Source organism: Marinobacter sp. S6332, assembly GCF_023016045.1.
GTDB lineage: Bacteria > Pseudomonadota > Gammaproteobacteria > Pseudomonadales > Oleiphilaceae > Marinobacter.
Map to the genome: position 1 here is coordinate 79727 of NZ_JALKAP010000013.1, position 17685 is coordinate 97411.

Sequence of the window (17685 nt, forward strand, 5' to 3'; positions counted from 1 at the left end):
TCTCCGGTTATTCTTCGTCAGTCTGGCGTTTTATCCACGCCAGTACATGTTCCGAGGGTACCTTTTGAAGACCCGGGGGCTGCCAATCGGTCAGCTCTCCCTGGCCCAGAACCAGTAATCCCCCGGGCGCCAGCCGCTCTGCAAGTCGCCTGACAATGTCCCGCCTGCGCCAGCGACGGAAATAAATCAGCAAGTTCTGGCAGAAAATAATATTCATTCCGTGCATGGGCGCTTTATCCAGATCCAGTACATTCAGTCTGGTAAAGCAGACCCGTTCCCGGATGCTTTCGATAATTTCAACGGTATTCCGCTCGGCCGGGCGGAAGTACCGGGTTTTCATGTTTTCTTCCATGCCCAACAGTTTGCGGGCATTGAACTGGCCGGTCCGGGCCTTTTCAATAACCGGTGTACTTATATCCGAACCGGTTACGCCATACAGCGGTTGCAGCCCTAGTTGCGTCATGCACTCGTTCAGCACCATGGCCAAGGTGTATGGCTCTTCGCCGGATGAGCAACCAACACTCCAGGCCTCAATCGGCCGTTTTCGGAACTGCTCCCTTGGCCGCGTAAGAACGTAGTCGGCAACCAGTCGGAAGGCATCAGGGTCCCGAAAAAAACGGGTTTCCTGCACCGTAAGCCGGTCAACCAGCGTTGACCATTCCCGTATGGCATCCGGCCCTGAGACAATCGTTTCGTAATAGGCTTGATAGCTGCTGCAGCCTATTTCTCGCATTCGGATAGCCAAATTGGTTTCCAGAAACGAGCGGCGCTCTGCAGGCAGCGTCATGCCGGTACGGTGCTCCAGTAGTGCTTGCCACTGGCTGAACTGCGCCTCATCCATTTCAGGAAGACGGCGCAGAAACCAGATGCTCTCGGCAGGTGACGGAGTGTTATGAAGTTCAGACATAAACCGCCATTAGCCTCGGGCTGAAAATCAGCCCACCACCGGAACGTTGCTGTCTTCCTCTTCATCGTGGCCTGCCAGATCTTCTTCTGGCAACGTAAAGCCGGCAACGGAGGACCGAAGCTCGGAAGCCATTTCTGCCAGATTCCCGATAGACTTCGCAGTAGCGTTGGTACCGGACGATGTCTGGGAGGTGATTTCCTGGATAACGTTCATCGTATTGGAAATGTGGGCCGCAGAAGACGACTGCTGGCGTGCCGCGTTGGAGATGTTCTGGATCAGCTCCGCAAGGCTCATGGATACGTTCTCGATTTCTTCGAGAGCGATACCCGCGTCTTGTGCCAGACGTGCACCACGTACCACCTCGGCGGTGGTGTGTTCCATCGAGATAACCGCTTCGTTGGTGTCAGACTGGATCGTCTTAACCAGCGCTTCAATCTGCTTGGTCGCTGCGGAGGAACGTTCCGCAAGACGCTGAACTTCGTCCGCAACGACCGCAAAGCCTCGACCCGCATCACCGGCCATAGAGGCCTGAATCGCAGCGTTAAGAGACAGAATGTTAGTTTGGTCGGCAATGTCGTTGATCAGGGATACGATGTCACCGATTTCCTGAGAGGACTCACCAAGGCGCTTGATACGCTTGGAGGTTTCCTGAATCTGCTCACGAATGTTGTCCATGCCGCGAATGGTGTTCTGTACCACTTCGGCGCCCTTCTTGGCGATAGCAACCGAGCGCTCCGCAACCGCAGAAGACTCAGCAGCGTTAGAGGATACCTGGTCGATGGACACGGCCATTTCGTTAACCGCAGCAGAGGCGCCTGCAATTTCTTGCGCCTGATGCTCGGAAGCGTCTGCCAAGTGCATCGCAGTAGATTGGGTTTCCTGGGCAGCAGAAGCTACACGTACCGCTGTACCACGAATCGCCTGTACCAGCCCGCGCATTTGGTCGATCGCGTAGTTGATGGAGTCAGCGATGGCACCGGTGAAGTCCTCAGTTACCGTGGCCTCAGTGGTAAGGTCACCATCAGCCAGATCGGCCAGTTCGTCGAGCAGTCGCAGGATTGCGTTCTGGTTCTGTTCGTTTTGTTCCTGAGTCGTCGCCAGACGAGCCTGAGCTTCTCGGTACAGGGCTAGACCGATAAACACAACCATCGCAACCATGGCCGCCAGAATAATAAAGGCCAGAGTCGGGCTTACGAGACGCGAGCCACTTTGGGCGCGGAAACTCTCGGCAAGAACAGACAGCTCTGAAAGCAGAATTTCTGAGTTCTGGAAAATGTCGCTGGCCGCAGTACGTACCTTGAAGAGGTCGGGAGAGGCTTCAAGGATGGCGTCTACGTTTTGGGAAATGAACTCGAAAAGCTCATCAACCGCTTCAAGACCATAAATGGCGTCTTCATCATCAACCTTGGAAATGCCCATGTTGGGATTTCCGGTCAGCTGGCCTTCGAGTACCCGGCCAAACAGGCTGGCGTCACGGCCGAAGCGGTCAGCAGCAATGACGGCATCCTCATCACCGGAGAGTACGTTGTTTACCGAGCGCACAATACGCTCTGCAAGCAGTGATTGGCGTTGGGCCAGAGCAATCTGTTCCGCCGGAGCGCCACTATCCAGCAGGATTTGTACGATATCGTCGTACTCCACCTGAAGCTGGGGGATGGTTTCGTTCAGGGTGCGCGCTACTTCGTGCAAGCCCAGCACTGCGTCCCGAGTGGACAGAATGCTATCGGCGTTCTCGCGTACCGTATTCCAGTGCTGTTGAACGCCGCTTCCGCGGGCTATTTCACTGGCTGGCAGGCCGGTTTCCGGGTTGCCTTCAGTCACGTTGGACCAGAGCTGCTGGAACTCATCGCGGGAACGACGCAACTGGTTAAACGCCTCGGCGGTACCGCCAGCAGCTTCAGTCGCGTTTTTCGCGATTTCCTGTGACAGCACCCTGAGTTCAGCGGCGTTGGCGATATATTCCTGATCGTTCTGGCTATCCCTGTTAATGATAAACAGGACCACAACGAGCAGGACGGTGAGTGCGATCAGTGAGGTAATCAGGCCAGCAACAAGCTTGTTGCCCCCCTGACCCATACCGATTCTTCCGGCTCTGTTTTTCATTTTCTGGCTCCCGGCCTCTATCTGGAATTTGGCAAGTTGTTTTTAATTAGGTTTCAGGCAGTCAGGGTGTTTTTCCTGCCACTGTCATCACCCTTACCACTGTGCGACGTCAAGAAAGCGTTCGTCTTCGAGCAGGTCGACGGCGGAGAACACTTTCCAGACTTCTTCATTTCGTTCATAACCGCCTGCGACAAACGGCTGAACGTTTTCAGGCACACCAGTAGGTGCTGCCTTGAAACTGTCGGTTGCAAAGTACTGCATACCCAGTACGGAATCGACGACTAACCCGCTGAAAATATCCCCCTGCTCAATAACAAGAACCCGCCGTTCCCTTTGGTTACGGGAAGAGCGGGGAATGTCAAAGAAGCTGGCGAGATCGACCAGAGGGAGGAGGCGCCCGCGAACGTTGGCAGCCCCCATGAGAAACGGCCGTACTCCCGGAATGTGCGTAAACCGAGGTACGTGCAGTATCTCAGTGACCTCACCCATGGGGGCCACATAGCGCTCGCCTGCGAGAACAAAGCCGATGCCGTTCCAAAGTTCAACGGCTTCTTCCTGTTCGGGTAGGCCAGCGGCCATGGATCGACTACGCCGGGCGATATCCGTCAGAACGGTAAAAGGGGCGGCCTGTGCGGACATGCTTACTCCACAGTTGGGGATCAGCCAATCAGACTGTTGATTGTTTTGATCAGGTCGTCTTCGTTTACCGGCTTAACCAGATACCCTTTGGCGCCTTGACGGGTGCCCCAAACACGGTCGGTTTCCTGATCCTTGGTGGTGACAATAATCACCGGAATGGAAGCCGTTTCCGGAGCCCGGGTTAGCTGGCGGGTCGCCTGAAAGCCGTTAAGGCCGGGCATAACCACGTCCATGAGCACCAGATCTGGAGTCTCAGCGCGGGCCTTGGCAACACCATCTGCGCCGTTGTCGGCTGTAAGCACTTCATGTTTGTGCTTTTCCAGAATGGTGGAGATTTTCTTAACCTCGGTAGGAGAGTCGTCAACAATCAGAATGCGAGCCATTGGTTCCTCGATGGTTCTTTGGTGTCAGCAGGGTTTACTGTGGCGTCACGGGTATGTAGTGACGAATCGTATTGAGCAGCTCATCCTTGCTGAACGGTTTGGTCAGGTACTGGTCAGAGCCGACGATGCGGCCTTTGGCCTTATCGAACAGTCCGTCCTTACTGGACAGCATGATAACGGGCGTCTTTTTAAATGAGGAATTGTTCTTGATGAGCGCACAGGTTTGGTAGCCGTCCAGGCGGGGCATCATGATATCCACAAATATGATGTCCGGCTGCGAATCGGCAATCTTTGCCAGAGCATCAAAACCGTCTGTCGCGGTGATAACCTCACAGCCAACCTTTTTTAGGAGGGTTTCTGCGGTGCGACGGATGGTTTTGCTATCGTCGATCACCATGATCTTCAAGTTCTCGAAGTTGTCATCCATTGTCCAGGTGCCTTGCGCTCAGCGACTGTCATTGTTTTCAAACGAGGGTTTTAACATAAACCTTAAGGTTCTTCTGTAAACCCCGTCCATTTATAGATTATTGATGGCCTGATAAAAAGTATTACTTTGTGACCAAATGTACTTTTGCCTGCAGCATCACGTAATTTACTAGAGATTTCTCGGGATGCATTCACGGCTCGGGTACAATACCATCTGATTTCCTAGCATAGCACTTATTGTCCGGTTCGCTCTGCAGACCGGTTCTGTTTTTTCACTCCTCAGGAGCTCAAGGGCACTATGACAGTTCGACTCGGGATAGTGATGGATCCGATTCAGGATATCCACTTCAAAAAAGACAGCTCTTTGGCGATGCTACTGGCAGCGCAAAACCGTGGCTGGGAAATCGAATACATGGAGTTGCCGGATCTCTACATGGAAGGCGGCAAGGCCATGGCCTACACGCGCAGTTTAACGGTTCGAAAGGACCCAGAGGACTGGTACAGCTTTGGTGCTGACAGAGACCGCGCGCTCGGCGATCTCGATGTTATCTTGATGCGCAAGGATCCGCCCGTAGATCGTGAATTTTTGATTGCCACCTATATTCTTGAGTCTGCTGAGCAACAAGGCGCGTTGGTAGTCAACCCGGCGGCCACGCTGCGAGACTGCAACGAGAAGCTGTTTGCTACGCAGTTCGAGGATTTGACCCCACCTTTGCTGGTAAGCCGCTCATCGAAGCGTTTCCGGGAGTTTTACGCGAAGCATGGCGACATTATTATGAAGCCAGTGGACGGCATGGGTGGTCAGTCCATTTTTCGCGTCAAGGAGAATGACTTCAATTTGGGTGTGATTATTGAAACCCTCACCAACAATGGTGAGTATCAGGCCATGGCCCAGAAGTTCATTCCGGAAATCAGCGACGGTGACAAACGGATTTTGATGATTGAGGGCGAGGCAGTGCCTTATTCCCTTGCGCGAATTCCTTCGCAAGGCGAAAATCGCGGCAATCTTGCGGCCGGTGGCCGGGGTGAAGGTCGTGAGCTGACAGACCGCGACCGCGAGATCTGTACGCGGGTAGCGCCGGTTATCAAGGAGAAAGGTTTGATGTTTGTTGGGCTGGACGTGATTGGCGATTATCTGACCGAAATTAACGTGACCAGTCCGACCTGTATCCGGGAGTTGGACGATACTTTTGGAACAGACATCGGGAGCATGTTGATGGACGCCGTTGAGAAGCGTCTTAACCAGAACTGACGGGAATACCATGGAACAGGGCCAACGACAGAGACGGGCGCACTGATGGCGGTGCAGGTAAGCGAATTCGATAGGTTTTCCTTCACGTTGTTTATGGCGCTAGTGGTGCATGCGGTTGTGGTGCTGGGAATTACCTTTGCGCCTGAATCGCCGCGCTCATCTGCCCAGACCATGGAGATTACCCTGTCGCAGTTTGATGACGAACAGGCACCGGAGAAGGCCGACTTTCTGGCGCAGACCAATCAGCAGGGTAGTGGCACGGAAGAAGAGGCGCTGGAGATGACCACGCCGCAACCCTCTGAGATCAGCCAGCCTGAGGTTGCGCAAGTGCAACCGGAACCAAGGGCACAGGTTGAGCCAGTACGCCGTCAGGAGCGGGCGGTTGTGCAGACCGAGAGTCGTTCAAGCCGACAGGTTCAGCAACCCGAACAGTCCGCCGAACCGGAAGATGAGCCTCTGCCGGTAAGGGAAAAGAAAAGCTTGATGGATCGTAGTCTGGAGATCGCCAGTCTTGAGGCCCGCTTTGATGCACAGCAACAAGCCTACGCCCGAAAACCCAGGGTTATGCGGGTAACGGCCGCCTCCACCTTAAAGTCCACCAATGCATGGTATGTGCAGAACTGGGTGAGTAAGGTGACGCGGGTTGGCAATATAAACTATCCCACTGAAGCTCGCCGTGCGGGAGTTTATGGCACCTTGCGCATGCTAGTCTCCATGCAGAAAGATGGCTCCATCAAGGAAGTAGCTATTCTGCAATCGTCAGGAAGCACTCTGCTCGACGATGCGGCGATTCGGATTGTCAGGATGGCGGCACCCTTCGCACCCTTTCCTGACGACATGAAAAAAGACGTGGACGAACTGGAAATCATACGTACTTGGTCTTTCCAGCAACGGGGACTCTCATCCGGATGACGGCATCAAAACACTCTCCACACAGCCTTAAACACCACTTTCTGGTGGCCTCGCCCTATCTCGCCGACCCCCGATTTCATGGGGCGGTTGTTTACCTGTGCGAACATTCAGATGATGGCGCGCTTGGTTTAATGATCAACCAGCCTCTGGATATTCACTTGGGGGAAATTCTGGAGCAGCTTGACCTTCAAGGTGGCGAGCTCGATCTACCGGTGTTTAGCGGTGGCCCGGTTGAGCAAGAGCGGGGTTTTGTTCTGCACCCACCGGGCGCCAGTTGGCAGAGCACGGCCGAGGTGGCCAACGACGTTATGCTGACCACATCCCGCGATATACTTGCAGGTATTGGACGAAACGAAGGCCCGCAAGAGTTTTTGATGGCGCTGGGGTATTCCGGTTGGGGAGAAGGGCAGTTGGAAGAAGAGCTGGGCAGCAATGCCTGGTTGGTTTGCCCGGCAAACACCGAGATTTTGTTTCGAACGCCTTGGGCTGATCGTTACAAAGCGGTTCTGGACCTGATTGGCATCGACCTTAACCAGCTTAGCGAAACGGTGGGGCATGCCTAAGGTCGGCCAACGCAGTGTAATGGCATTCGACTTCGGCCTGCGCCGCATTGGTGTGGCTACCGGGCAAGAACTGCTTGGTACAGGTCAGCCTCTAGCCATGATTCCTGCCGATAACGGAACCCCTGATTGGAGCCAGCTTGAGAAGCTGCTGGTGGAGTGGCGGCCGGATCTGGTGTTGGTGGGCTTGCCCCTGAATATGGACGACACCGAGAACGACATGTGCGGTCGTGCCCGCAAGTTTGGTAAGCGCCTGCACGGCCGCTTTCACGTTCCAGTAGAAATGGTAGACGAGCGCCTGACCAGCTACGAGGCCAAAGGCCAAGTGATGGCTGCCGGTGGTAGCCGGGATTATGGTCGCCACGGAGTGGACGACCGCGCAGCAGTGCTGATACTGGAAACCTGGTGTCGGCTGCAAAGTGAATAACACAGTGAGGATGGAATGAGCGCATTGCTTGATGTAGACCAGCTGATGGATAAGTTGGAAGCGGGGCTGCGTGGCCTGCTTAATGAGCGAGGTATTGAGTCACCGGTGCTTATTGGTATTCGCACGGGTGGTGTCTGGGTCGCGGACATTATTGGTAAGCGCTTGGGAATAGAAGAACCGTTCGGCGAGTTGGATATTTCCTTCTATCGGGATGATTTCAGCCGAATTGGCTTGAACCCGAAAGTGACGCCCTCAAGCCTGCCTTTCGATACCGAAGGCCGGGACATTATTCTAGTTGACGATGTCATCATGAGCGGCCGCACTATAAGGGCTGCGATGAATGAGCTGTTCGATTATGGTCGCCCAGCCAGTATCATACTCGCCACTTTGATCGATCTAGGTGCCCGTGAACTGCCTATTCAGCCTGATGTGGCCGGGCAGTCACTGACCTTGGGTATGCAGCAGCGTGTGAAGCTGCGTGGCCCAGACCCGCTCCGGATAGAGCTTCAGGAAACCGAGCAGTAAACCCCCGAACTCGATAGCAGGCAAATCATGACCGCAAATGCAGCTTCCCCTAATCACTTACAGCTAACCCGGGATGGCCAATTGCGGCATTTCCTGACTCTGGACGGTTTGAACAGGGAGCTGCTGACCGACATACTCGATACCGCCGACTCTTTTATCGAAGTTGGCGAGCGAAGCATCAAGAAGGTGCCTCTTCTACGAGGCCGTACAGTGGTCAACTTGTTCTTTGAGGCCAGCACCCGCACGCGCAGCACATTTGAGCTTGCTGCCAAGCGGCTCTCGGCAGACGTACTCAACCTCGACATTAATACCTCGGCCACCTCTAAAGGCGAATCGCTTTCAGACACGCTTCTCAACCTTGAGGCCATGGCTAGCGACATGTTCGTAGTGCGCCATGCCCAAAGCGGAGCCCCGCACTTTATTGCCCAAAGTGTGACCCCCGGGGTCGCCATTATCAACGCGGGCGATGGTCGCCATGCACACCCCACTCAGGCCATGCTGGATATGTTGACCATCCGGCAACACAAAGGCGGCTTTGAAGGCTTAAAAGTCGCCATAGTGGGGGATATTTTACACTCTCGGGTGGCTCGCTCCCAGATACGCGCCCTGAATGAACTGGGCGCCGAGCAAATACGAGTTATTGCGCCCGGAACCCTCCTGCCAAGAGATGTCGAAAGCCTCGGCTGCACCGTGGAATACGATATGGCCAAGGGTATGAAGGATCTGGATGTCGTTATCATGCTGCGCCTGCAAAAGGAGCGCATGGAGGGGGCGCTACTGCCTAGCGAGCGGGAGTTTTACCGGCTTTATGGTTTGAGCCAAGACAAGTTGGCGCTGGCGCACCCAGAATGCATTGTGATGCACCCAGGGCCGATCAACCGAGGTGTAGAGATTGAATCAGCGGTCGCGGATGGCCCGCAATCGGTTATTTTGAATCAAGTAACTAATGGCATAGCTATCCGCATGGCGGTGATGTCCATGGCGATGGGTGGGCAGGTCGCCGAGCGCCAGCAAAAATTGAACGAATTGAACGAGTTGAATGAGAGAGGTCTGGCATGAGCGGCAACACAATATCCTCCAGCGCCAGTCTTAAAATTACCGGTGGCCGATTACTTGATGGCCATCGTAGTGAAACCCCGAATCGCGCTTTGTTGATACGAAACGGACGCATTGCCGCTACCGGGGAGGCGGCTGAAGCAGCCGGCGCTGACCAAACGTTTGATGCCAAGGGCTGCGTGATTACTCCGGGATTTGTTGATTTGTATTGCAACCTGCGCGAGCCGGGTAACGGCCAAAAGGGCAATATAGTTTCAGAAACCCGGGCAGCTGCCCGAGGTGGCTTTACTACCGTCTGTGCGTCGCCAGAAACCTCTCCCGTTAATGACTCCCGGGCCGTTACCCACTTGATCCAAGATGGTGCCGATGCTGGCTCTCCTATCCGTGTTTTGCCCGTAGGTGCGTTAACTCGAGGCTTGGAGGGCGAGATGCTCAGCGACATGGCTGGCCTAACCGCGGCTGGCTGTATTGCCTTAGGCAATGGCTCCCGTGGCGTACGCAATGCCCGAGTGCTTCGCCGTTGTATGGCCTACGCCCAAACGTTTGGACTGACCGTGATGCTGCGCCCGGAAAACCAGTCCTTGGCCGCAGACGGCTATGCCCACGATGGTCTGGTAACGGCTCGTCTTGGCTTGCTGGGTATTCCGGAAGTGGCAGAAACCGCATCCGTGATGGAAATGCTGCTGCTTGCGGAAGAAACCGGTGTGAAATTACATCTGAGCCAGCTTTCCTGCGGGCGCAGTGTAGAAATGGTTGCCGACGCGCGACGCCGGGGGATTGCCGTAACCGCAGACGTGGCCATGCACCAGCTTGTGTTTACAGAAGACGCCTTGGCAGGTTTTGACAGCCGCTTTCATTTGCGCCCGCCTCTGCGTTCAGAGGCCGACCGAAAGGCATTGGTAGCAGGGGTTCGCGAAGGGGTAATTGATGCCATTGTAAGCCAGCACCTGCCCCATGAGAGTGCTGCCAAACAGGCGCCATTACCAGACACAGAGCCAGGCCTTTCCAGCATCGAAAGCGTATTGTCGTTGGGCCTTGGGCTTGTTAAGCGGGGCGAGTTAACTCTTGCTGAGCTGGTTCGCGGGCTAACATCCGGCCCGGCATCGGTCATCGGCTTACCTGCCTCGATCAGCCAAGATGAGATAGCCGACCTGTGTGTATTCGATCCAGACGCTAATTGGACGCCAAGTAGCCAGTCTTTAGTCTCGGCGGGGCATCATGCGCCTGTACTTGGCCAACCGTTGCCCGGAGTGGTTAGGCTTACGTTGGCCGAGGGCCGAGAGGCGTGGGGCGGAGCTTAAAAACCATACAGCCCGCATAGAAATGCGGCAGGGGTTGGCTAACCTCTGTCGACACCATCACATAATCCAAAGTTTTGCTCAAAAAGCCCTTGAGGGAGGGCACCTGTGCCAACGTATTCTTGCGCTTGCCAGCATACTGTTGGCTCAATAGATGCGGCCTTGCTTATACAGCGACACGCACTCTGGCCAAACAATAATAGCTCAGGAGTTATCCCTTGAAATCAGTAACCTTCCCGAAGCGGGTGGCCTTGGCAGCCACTCTGTGCGCTAGCCTCATCCTGCCTTCACTTGGACACGCCCAGACAAACGCGAATAACAGTGGCGATGTTCTCGAAAGAAGCTTCTGTGTGTTTGATCCAGTCGGGGCCAATGGACCGCTATTCGCAATCACCAAGACCTTTCAGCCCGTTGCCCTTAAAAACGGTATCAAGCTAAACCTGAGCGCTTACACTGACGAAAAAGTTGCTGCTGAAGACTTTAAAGCTGGTCAGTGTGATGTGGTGTTGCTTACTGGTACTCGCGCTCGTGAATTCAATAAGTTCACCGGCAGTTTGGAAGCTATGGGCGCCGTACCGGGCGAAGAGGAGATGCGGCTGCTTTACAATACGCTTAGCCAACCCAACGCTCGCCCTCTGCTGAAAGAGGGGCCTTATGAAGTGGCCGGTGTGTTCCCGGCTGGTGCTATTTACCTTCACCTTCGTGATCGCTCCATTAACTCTGTTGAAAAGCTGCAAGGTAAGCGCGTAGCAACATTGGACTTCGATGAGGCGTCAGTTCGCATGGTTCGCCATGTAGGTGCGTCAGTGGTCGGCTCCAACTCCGCCAACTTTGCGGGCAAGTTCAATAACGGCAGTGTGGATGTCGCCTACGCGCCAGCCGTAGCCTATTCTCCGTTAGAATTGTACAAGGGCGTTGAGCCAAACGGTGGAGTGCTGAAGTACGCACTGGCATACATGAACTTCCAAGTCATTATCCACAGCGATCGCTTCCCTGACTCAGTGGGCCAGATGGTGCAGGATGAGGCGATCAAGCGCCTAGACGAAGCCTACGAAATTATTGCTCAGGCGGAAGCCGAGATGCCTGAAAACGTATGGATGACTCTGCCGCAGGAAGTGACTGCCGAGTACGACAAGATGCTGCGTAATGTGCGCCTGTCGCTGCTTGAAGATGGCGTGTACGACGAACGCGCAATTAAACTGATGAAAGCCATTCGCTGCCGCGTGGATGCCACCCGGTCAGAGTGCGCTTCCTGATAATTTATTGCCACTGAACCGCCCCTCTTCAACAAAGTGGGAGGGGCTATTCAGGCAGATTATTGGGTGCGCACTAGGCTGAGCGGAGTGCGTCTTTAAAAGCTTTGCCTGCTTTGAAGCCGACAGTTTTACTGGCGGGAATATGGATGGAGGCCCCGGTTTGGGGATTTCTACCCTCGCGAGCTTCACGGGTGCGGATATTGAATGTGCCGAAGCCGATCAGGGTTGTGTCCTCTCCTCTGCTAGCGGCAGCTGAAATCTGGTCAGCAAAAGCGGTAATTACTTCGGCGGCTTTTTCTCTTGTTAGGCCAGTGCGTTCAGCGATAGCTGCCGCGAGTTCGGGTTTGCGCATCGAGTATCCCTTTTGTTTTTGTTCGTCGGAACCGTCGCCCAACCGGCCTACGGTTGCTTGAATCTATAGCGGCTTGCGGCTCTTTGTGCAAATCGGCGTGTGGGTTAAAACTGTGTGCATAAGCGTCATTTGCGGCGCCAGTCTCAAAAAGCGCGAACGCTGTAGGCCATAATGCGCGGCTGACAGCGGATTCAGAATAACAATGCAAAACGTTCAAAAGGTTCAGAAACCATGATGCAAACCACCGGCATTTCATATTCAGAGACGTCCGTCCGGGACTGTTCACGCTCGTCGTCTTTCGGGCAAAGGTTGAAGCATTCGGCCTCTCGTCTCAAAGGGGTTGCAGTCGCTCTTACCCTCGGGTCGCTGCTGTCGGGATGTGGTGTTGTGAATCACATGATTTATAAAACCACCGGCGATGTAATGCAGGGTTTTTCTCGCGACCACACGATTCCCTATCTGATGGCTAGCGGTGATCTGGCTATGGGTTGTGCCATGAGCGAGGCTACCGCTCCATTGTTAATGTCTTTCGGCAGGGTAACTAATGAACCAGATCAGCTGGCTGTTATGCTCTATCTTTCGGCTGGTGGTTGTGCCGAAGAAGAAGGTCGTGAGCACGAGCTAGCGGCACTGGCTGCCATGTACGAAAGAAAAGGTAATGCAGCAGAGGACGCCATCATCCGCCAAAAGCGGGCTTATTCTCTGGCCGCCAAGCGTTATTTGAAGGGTTGGCAGCATCACAACACCTATTACGGTGAGCCCGGCACCGGAGAGTGCCCGGACTTTGACGATGATATGGATGAGTTTATCTACTTTGCAGGTTTGCTCGCAGGTTTGCAGGCGCTTAACTCAGAGATCCAATCAACCTCCTCCATCGGTGTTCCCAAGAACGTAGGCTCTATTGTAGCCCGGGCCACCGGCTGTCTTGAAAGTGAGAAGTGGTGGGGCGCCCCGATGGCCTTGAAAGCGACCGTTTGGGCAATGATTCCCGGTGCGCAACCAGAAGGTGAGGATGCCTTTGAGCGCCTCGCCATGACTGATCGTCAGGGTGAAGGGGCAGGCGTGCGCCTTAGCCATGTATTCCACGCAATTGCCGCCACAAACAAGGGCGATGAAGCAATGGTGAAGTCGGTGGTTCGCCAACACGCCGAGTCCCTCAAAGAGCAGCCTTCCAATGATGAGTGGGCGTTTGTCGATGCTATGGCGACCAACATGATTATCGCAATCTCCGACCGCCTATGGGTGGAGAATACCGGTCATCGTACGCCGCTAGGCCAGCTTGGCACCTTCTGGGATGACCAGAAGGCAGAGGTTGAGACCATGGACTTGGATGGTCTGCTGTAACCCGTTAACGTTCCAGAGTGTAGAGTCATGTCTAAGGGTAGTTTTCGTCGTAACGGGCTGGAGTGGTTCTCATCACTGCCTGCTTGCCTGCTATTGCTGTCTGTGGTGCTTTTTTCCACAAGCAGCGATATTCACAACCAGATGCTGCGTGGTGGTGAGCAGCTTTGGAGCGGCTACTACAAGCTACGCATGGACCCGGCTGCACCAACCTGTAATCCAAATCGGGATATTGAAGCTGCGGTGGCCCATGAGCTGGCTCAAAAACCAGCAGCTGACGACCCCATGGCAGCTCTCTTGGGCGCCCAAGACAAAGACCCTGCCGATGTTCGCCTCGCGATTGAGCGCTCTGTAGCCGAGTGCAAGGCCGCGTTCCAAAGTTACGAGAGCCTTCAAGGCCAGCTTACTCCCGGTGTAAAAGCGTATCGTGCGATAGAGCTGTTTATTGCCGATCTCATTGCCTTTGGGCTCGTCTCTCAACGCTACATTTTGGTGATCTTGGTTATGCTGTGTGCTGCCACAGCAACGCTCACACGCCACCATATTGCTATGCGCGCCATGGAAACCCGTTTGGACTATACGGTTTCTCTAACGCTTCAAACCGTTGCCAACGCAATGCTGTTGGGGTCCAGCCTGATATTCCGCCAGTCCAGTGTGGGCTCAGACGTATCGATATCTTCCGAAGATCTGCTACTGCATAATTTTTGGGTTGTGGGGTTTGCCTGCCTCACATTGGCCAGCCTCTATAGGCTGATCCGCGCACCCTCAGGTCTTGCCCCGGGTGGGCAGTTGAACAAAGCGTTTCTTGCGGTGCCGCTGTATACCGTGATGTGTCTCATATCGGGAACCTACTTCGCATTGATTGGCCATGCCTCGGGCATTGGTATCTATCTCGGTAAAATGATGGAGTTGGCAGACATGTTCCTTAATGTGGGGCTCTATGTTTGGGTAGGCATGATGCTTAAACAAACACGTCTGGCGACGCTGGTGTTTAACCTATTCCGGCCCTGGCGTATGCCGCCGGAAATGCTCGCTGTTGTTGCGGTGCTTGTGGCCGCCGTTCCTACCGCCTATACCGGCGCCTCCGGGATTTTTGTAATTGCTGCAGGCGCAGTGATTTACAGCGAATTACGCGCTGCCGGTGCGCGTCGTCAGCTTGCGCTTGCGGCCACAGCCATGTCGGGCTCTTTGGGTGTGGTGTTGCGCCCTTGTTTGCTGGTTGTCGTTATTGCCTACCTCAACCGTGAAGTGACCACAGACGACCTGTTCGGGTGGGGGATATGGGTGTTCGTGTTGACCGCGGTCATGTTTAGCACGGTTGCGCTCACGGTAAACCGCCAGAGTAAATTTAATCTGGCGCCAGCGGCTGAGGCCATGCCCGCGACACTTCAAGCGTTGCGGTCGCTGGTTCCTTATGTACTGGTGATTGTGGGCGTTGTTTTGCTCTACCGTTTTGCTTTAGATGTGCGTATGGACGAGTTTTCGGCACCGCGCCTACTGCCGGTGATTATGTTGTCCATACTGCTGTATGAGCACATTAGCTTTAAGAACAACAAGGGCAGCGCCTCCGGCGAGATTAACCATCAAGGGTTAGAGCGCAGTGTGCGTGGTGCCACCAATGACACCACAGCGGAAATTGGTGCCTTGCTATTATTGTTAGGCCTGTCGGTTAGCATCGGTGGTGTGATTGAGCGCTCTGAGATCATGCAGGCATTTCCTCAGGCATTCGACAGCGCATGGTCTGCCATGTTGTTAATGGTGGTTATTCTGGTGATTCTCGGGATGATTATGGACGCCTTCGGTGCCGTCATCCTTGTGACCGCAACAGTAGCGACCATCGCTTATTCCAGCGGCATTCACCCTATTCACTTCTGGATGGTTACGCTGGTGGCTTTTGAGTTGGGTTACCTGAGCCCACCGGTCGCGCTCAACCACCTGTTAACGCGACAGGTAGTGGGTGAAGCCGAGGTTCTAGCTGCCCAGCAGGAAACCGGCACCTTCTACGAACGCCACGAGCGCATCATTATGCCGCTGATCGCTATGGGTATTTCGCTGGTGCTGGTGGCTTTTGTGCCGTTGATGTTTTACGCCTGATCGATGCGGTGCAAATGGCTTTAAAGTGAATGGGAGTGTGCGTTCTTACGTCGTGCCCTAAAGCGTCTCCAGCACACTCCCTGATTGCAAAGAACGCCTGCAATAGCCAATCTCCCACACCACTCTACGAACCTGCTTACATTCGTATCATCCAGCTAAGGATAGGATCTGCGTCCTCTTTTGAAAGTCGACGCTGGCGCCTAGCCAAGGATGCACATGGCTATTCGATATCTGATAACCGGAATTAGAGATACGGAGAACGCTGTATGATTAAGCGCCACCACACGCCAAATATCGCTTCCTATGAGTATTGTCTCGAAAGGTATAAAAAAATGCTGGTGAGAGCTCCAGCTGTTATTCAGCAAACCCCTCGCTCTGCTTTACCCGCCTTTTTCAACTCCTGTCGCGAGTTTTTTGCCACAGAAGCTTCGGTCCATCCCGGCTCCGATCTGGCTTGGCACGCCCTGTGTCTAGCCGAGCAACTGGGAACCGGCCACTTTCGGTCTGTGTTGAACGATGGTCAAGAATTGCAGCTGCGCTTTGAGGATCGGCAGTTACCCATTACCGGCAAATATACGGCAAACAATACGGATATTGGTGTCTGGTTGAAGGTGTTTTGTTTTGGGGTGATGACGCGCAGTGGTGAAGCGCTGAAGGTTCTCAATCAGGTGGGTGAGGACATGTTGCTGCAGGCTGAGAAAGCGCCCGCTACAAAGTACGAACTAGCGCTCACCGCCTTGCTCAAAGGCGTCTACAACCCCGAAGCGAATCTAGCCCAGTTGCTGCTGGATTCAAAAGCAGCCTTTGACCCCGTCGAGCTTCACGATAGCCGGTTTTTCTATGTGAGCCGCATCCTGCTGCCCATTGATTCGATTATTCGAACCATCTTCGCTGGAGATCAGGAGGATGCCTTCAATGACCACATGGAAGAAGCTCTGCGCCTGCATCAGGAATACTGGGTTAAGGTTTCAGATATAACAGAAGAAGGGCTGGTGTCTGTGCCCCTCACGGCTCTTGCCGTCATGGCCTATGACCACAAAGGCTACCGGGTTCGGGTTGAAAATGAATACATCCCAGACTGGGTCGTAACCGCCGATCGGTTTACAGCATTAACCGAGGTCAAGCCCGCTCCCAGCGGCACAGCGGTGTTCAAAAACACCCCCGTGCAGGTCAAACAAGCAGTACTACGGGACGACTACGACGAGCTGGAAGCCTACCGCGAGATAGACCACAGCGAGTGGCTACCGGATTTGATCCACGCCTTCGAAACATCCGACGATTGGAACGTGCGCGATGCATTGGCCTACCTGCTGCAAGACCGCCGAGGCGACCCAGCGATGAAAGGGCTTTATGAACAGGCTCTGGAATCGCCCACCCTGATGATCCGCGCCATTGCACTTATTGTGCTGCATGGCGATATCGACCTTTGGGATACGGTGATGGTGGATAACGAATTCAATGAGGAAGCCGTTGCTCGGCTTAAAGGCGAGTATTTGAAACGGGAGACTCAAAATTCTTAATCTTGGAGAAAGGCCTCAAGGAAGTAACGCACACACAACAGCGCTGTTGTGGCTGCTTCTGCTGTGCTTAATGACGCTCAGCGGCTGCGCTTCACCCAGCTCCTTTCGCTCGATAATGCAGAGTTCCGGCGAAATGCCTGAGCTGGATAGAAGCGACAGCTTGACGGGGCCAGATACTGACAATAATGGCATTCGAGATGATATTGATCGTTATCTGCTGACGGTAGAGGCCAGTGAGGCGGAGATGTTGGCTTTGGTTCAAGTTGCTCGGGGTTTTCAGGCCGTGCAAGCGTCAGATCTCAGCAGTGAAAACAAGTTGAGAGAGTTGGATGATGTAACACTTAAGGCTAGTGCCTGTGTAATGGAAACTTATGAGAGCGCGGTTGATGCCGATAGAGAGAGTCGAAAGCTGCAAGGCTACACGGCGAACACGCGGAACAGAACAAGGCACTACATTAAATATAACCAATTACGCGATGGAACTATATTTAAGCTGCCAAAGGTTGGGGTTTCGTGTGACAGGGTTGCTCAGTGAGCAAGCTCCTGAATGCAAAGAACGCCTGCAATAGCCAATCTCCTGCACCACCCTACGAACCGGCTTACATTCGTATCATCCCGCTAAGGATAGGATCTG

At 54.2% G+C, this 17685-nt stretch carries 18 protein-coding genes; 12 read left to right on the plus strand and 6 right to left on the minus strand.

The genetic code is table 11. The features are described 5' to 3' along the window. Positions 1 to 7: 7 nt before the first annotated feature. The 5 genes from MWU62_RS16435 to pilG form a co-directional block, all read right to left on the minus strand. On the minus strand, positions 8 to 907 hold the full coding sequence (locus MWU62_RS16435; RefSeq protein ID WP_247115897.1) for a CheR family methyltransferase: 900 nt from the start codon (positions 905 to 907) through the stop codon (positions 8 to 10). A 27-nt stretch (positions 908 to 934) separates the two neighbouring features. After that, positions 935 to 3010, minus strand: a complete 2076-nt coding sequence (locus MWU62_RS16440; RefSeq protein ID WP_247115898.1) for a methyl-accepting chemotaxis protein — start codon at positions 3008 to 3010, stop codon at positions 935 to 937. Positions 3011 to 3103: 93 nt separating this feature from the next. After that, positions 3104 to 3649 carry a chemotaxis protein CheW gene (locus MWU62_RS16445; RefSeq protein ID WP_247115899.1) on the minus strand — a complete coding sequence of 182 codons (546 nt, stop codon included), beginning with the start codon at positions 3647 to 3649 and terminating at the stop codon, positions 3104 to 3106. A gap of 20 nt (positions 3650 to 3669) precedes the next feature. Beyond that, positions 3670 to 4032, minus strand: coding sequence for a twitching motility response regulator PilH (gene pilH, locus MWU62_RS16450; RefSeq protein WP_200202388.1), 363 nt, complete (start codon positions 4030 to 4032; stop codon positions 3670 to 3672). 34 nt (positions 4033 to 4066) lie between these two features. Next, positions 4067 to 4459, minus strand: coding sequence for a twitching motility response regulator PilG (gene pilG, locus MWU62_RS16455; protein WP_071268417.1), 393 nt, complete (start codon positions 4457 to 4459; stop codon positions 4067 to 4069). Between the two features lie 297 nt (positions 4460 to 4756). Here pilG and gshB point away from each other — a divergent pair, with 297 nt between their 5' ends. From gshB to MWU62_RS16495, 8 genes are all read left to right on the plus strand, one after another. Then, positions 4757 to 5710, plus strand: a complete 954-nt coding sequence (gshB, locus tag MWU62_RS16460; RefSeq protein ID WP_247115900.1) for a glutathione synthase — start codon at positions 4757 to 4759, stop codon at positions 5708 to 5710. Positions 5711 to 5755: 45 nt separating this feature from the next. Beyond that, positions 5756 to 6622 (plus strand): energy transducer TonB, encoded by an 867-nt coding sequence (locus MWU62_RS16465; protein WP_247115901.1) that lies wholly within the window; start codon positions 5756 to 5758, stop codon positions 6620 to 6622. Next, positions 6619 to 7185, plus strand: coding sequence for a YqgE/AlgH family protein (locus tag MWU62_RS16470; RefSeq protein ID WP_247115902.1), 567 nt, complete (start codon positions 6619 to 6621; stop codon positions 7183 to 7185). The genes MWU62_RS16465 and MWU62_RS16470 overlap by 4 nt, the downstream gene beginning before the upstream one ends. Beyond that, complete coding sequence (gene ruvX, locus MWU62_RS16475; protein ID WP_247115903.1) at positions 7178 to 7609, plus strand: Holliday junction resolvase RuvX; 432 nt, start codon at positions 7178 to 7180, stop codon at positions 7607 to 7609. The genes MWU62_RS16470 and ruvX overlap by 8 nt, the downstream gene beginning before the upstream one ends. 15 nt (positions 7610 to 7624) lie before the next feature. After that, on the plus strand, positions 7625 to 8134 hold the full coding sequence (pyrR, locus tag MWU62_RS16480) for a bifunctional pyr operon transcriptional regulator/uracil phosphoribosyltransferase PyrR (protein ID WP_200362571.1): 510 nt from the start codon (positions 7625 to 7627) through the stop codon (positions 8132 to 8134). 27 nt (positions 8135 to 8161) lie between these two features. Beyond that, positions 8162 to 9193: an aspartate carbamoyltransferase catalytic subunit gene (locus tag MWU62_RS16485; RefSeq protein ID WP_247115904.1), complete on the plus strand. Its 1032-nt coding sequence runs from the start codon at positions 8162 to 8164 to the stop codon at positions 9191 to 9193. Continuing rightward, entirely contained in the window at positions 9190 to 10491 is a 1302-nt protein-coding gene (locus MWU62_RS16490; protein WP_247115905.1) for a dihydroorotase, read from the plus strand. Before MWU62_RS16485 ends, MWU62_RS16490 begins: the two co-directional genes overlap by 4 nt. A 215-nt stretch (positions 10492 to 10706) precedes the next feature. Continuing rightward, positions 10707 to 11744, plus strand: a complete 1038-nt coding sequence (locus MWU62_RS16495; RefSeq protein WP_247115906.1) for a putative solute-binding protein — start codon at positions 10707 to 10709, stop codon at positions 11742 to 11744. A gap of 73 nt (positions 11745 to 11817) precedes the next feature. Here MWU62_RS16495 and MWU62_RS16500 read toward each other — a convergent pair whose 3' ends face one another. Beyond that, positions 11818 to 12096: an HU family DNA-binding protein gene (locus tag MWU62_RS16500; RefSeq protein ID WP_247115907.1), complete on the minus strand. Its 279-nt coding sequence runs from the start codon at positions 12094 to 12096 to the stop codon at positions 11818 to 11820. 396 nt (positions 12097 to 12492) lie between these two features. Here MWU62_RS16500 and MWU62_RS16505 point away from each other — a divergent pair, with 396 nt between their 5' ends. From MWU62_RS16505 to MWU62_RS16520, 4 genes are all read left to right on the plus strand, one after another. Then, complete coding sequence (locus MWU62_RS16505; protein WP_247115908.1) at positions 12493 to 13440, plus strand: hypothetical protein; 948 nt, start codon at positions 12493 to 12495, stop codon at positions 13438 to 13440. A 27-nt stretch (positions 13441 to 13467) separates the two neighbouring features. Further along, on the plus strand, positions 13468 to 15531 hold the full coding sequence (locus MWU62_RS16510) for a TRAP transporter large permease subunit (protein ID WP_247115909.1): 2064 nt from the start codon (positions 13468 to 13470) through the stop codon (positions 15529 to 15531). Positions 15532 to 15797: 266 nt separating this feature from the next. Further along, a complete protein-coding gene (locus MWU62_RS16515) occupies positions 15798 to 17051 on the plus strand; it encodes an immunity 49 family protein (RefSeq protein WP_247115910.1) in 1254 nt (417 codons plus the stop codon). A gap of 133 nt (positions 17052 to 17184) precedes the next feature. Continuing rightward, positions 17185 to 17586, plus strand: coding sequence for a hypothetical protein (locus MWU62_RS16520; protein ID WP_247115911.1), 402 nt, complete (start codon positions 17185 to 17187; stop codon positions 17584 to 17586). Positions 17587 to 17685: the final 99 nt, after the last annotated feature.

Coding starts and splice junctions, on each gene's coding strand:
- MWU62_RS16435 (WP_247115897.1), bottom strand. CDS start 907: ATGTCTGAACTTCATAACACTCCGTCACCTGCCGAGAGCATCTGGTTT.
- MWU62_RS16440 (WP_247115898.1), bottom strand. CDS start 3,010: ATGAAAAACAGAGCCGGAAGAATCGGTATGGGTCAGGGGGGCAACAAG.
- MWU62_RS16445 (WP_247115899.1), bottom strand. CDS start 3,649: ATGTCCGCACAGGCCGCCCCTTTTACCGTTCTGACGGATATCGCCCGG.
- pilH (WP_200202388.1), bottom strand. CDS start 4,032: ATGGCTCGCATTCTGATTGTTGACGACTCTCCTACCGAGGTTAAGAAA.
- pilG (WP_071268417.1), bottom strand. CDS start 4,459: ATGGATGACAACTTCGAGAACTTGAAGATCATGGTGATCGACGATAGC.
- gshB (WP_247115900.1), top strand. CDS start 4,757: ATGACAGTTCGACTCGGGATAGTGATGGATCCGATTCAGGATATCCAC.
- MWU62_RS16465 (WP_247115901.1), top strand. CDS start 5,756: ATGGCGGTGCAGGTAAGCGAATTCGATAGGTTTTCCTTCACGTTGTTT.
- MWU62_RS16470 (WP_247115902.1), top strand. CDS start 6,619: ATGACGGCATCAAAACACTCTCCACACAGCCTTAAACACCACTTTCTG.
- ruvX (WP_247115903.1), top strand. CDS start 7,178: ATGCCTAAGGTCGGCCAACGCAGTGTAATGGCATTCGACTTCGGCCTG.
- pyrR (WP_200362571.1), top strand. CDS start 7,625: ATGAGCGCATTGCTTGATGTAGACCAGCTGATGGATAAGTTGGAAGCG.
- MWU62_RS16485 (WP_247115904.1), top strand. CDS start 8,162: ATGACCGCAAATGCAGCTTCCCCTAATCACTTACAGCTAACCCGGGAT.
- MWU62_RS16490 (WP_247115905.1), top strand. CDS start 9,190: ATGAGCGGCAACACAATATCCTCCAGCGCCAGTCTTAAAATTACCGGT.
- MWU62_RS16500 (WP_247115907.1), bottom strand. CDS start 12,096: ATGCGCAAACCCGAACTCGCGGCAGCTATCGCTGAACGCACTGGCCTA.
- MWU62_RS16505 (WP_247115908.1), top strand. CDS start 12,493: ATGATTTATAAAACCACCGGCGATGTAATGCAGGGTTTTTCTCGCGAC.
- MWU62_RS16510 (WP_247115909.1), top strand. CDS start 13,468: ATGTCTAAGGGTAGTTTTCGTCGTAACGGGCTGGAGTGGTTCTCATCA.
- MWU62_RS16515 (WP_247115910.1), top strand. CDS start 15,798: ATGATTAAGCGCCACCACACGCCAAATATCGCTTCCTATGAGTATTGT.
- MWU62_RS16520 (WP_247115911.1), top strand. CDS start 17,185: ATGCCTGAGCTGGATAGAAGCGACAGCTTGACGGGGCCAGATACTGAC.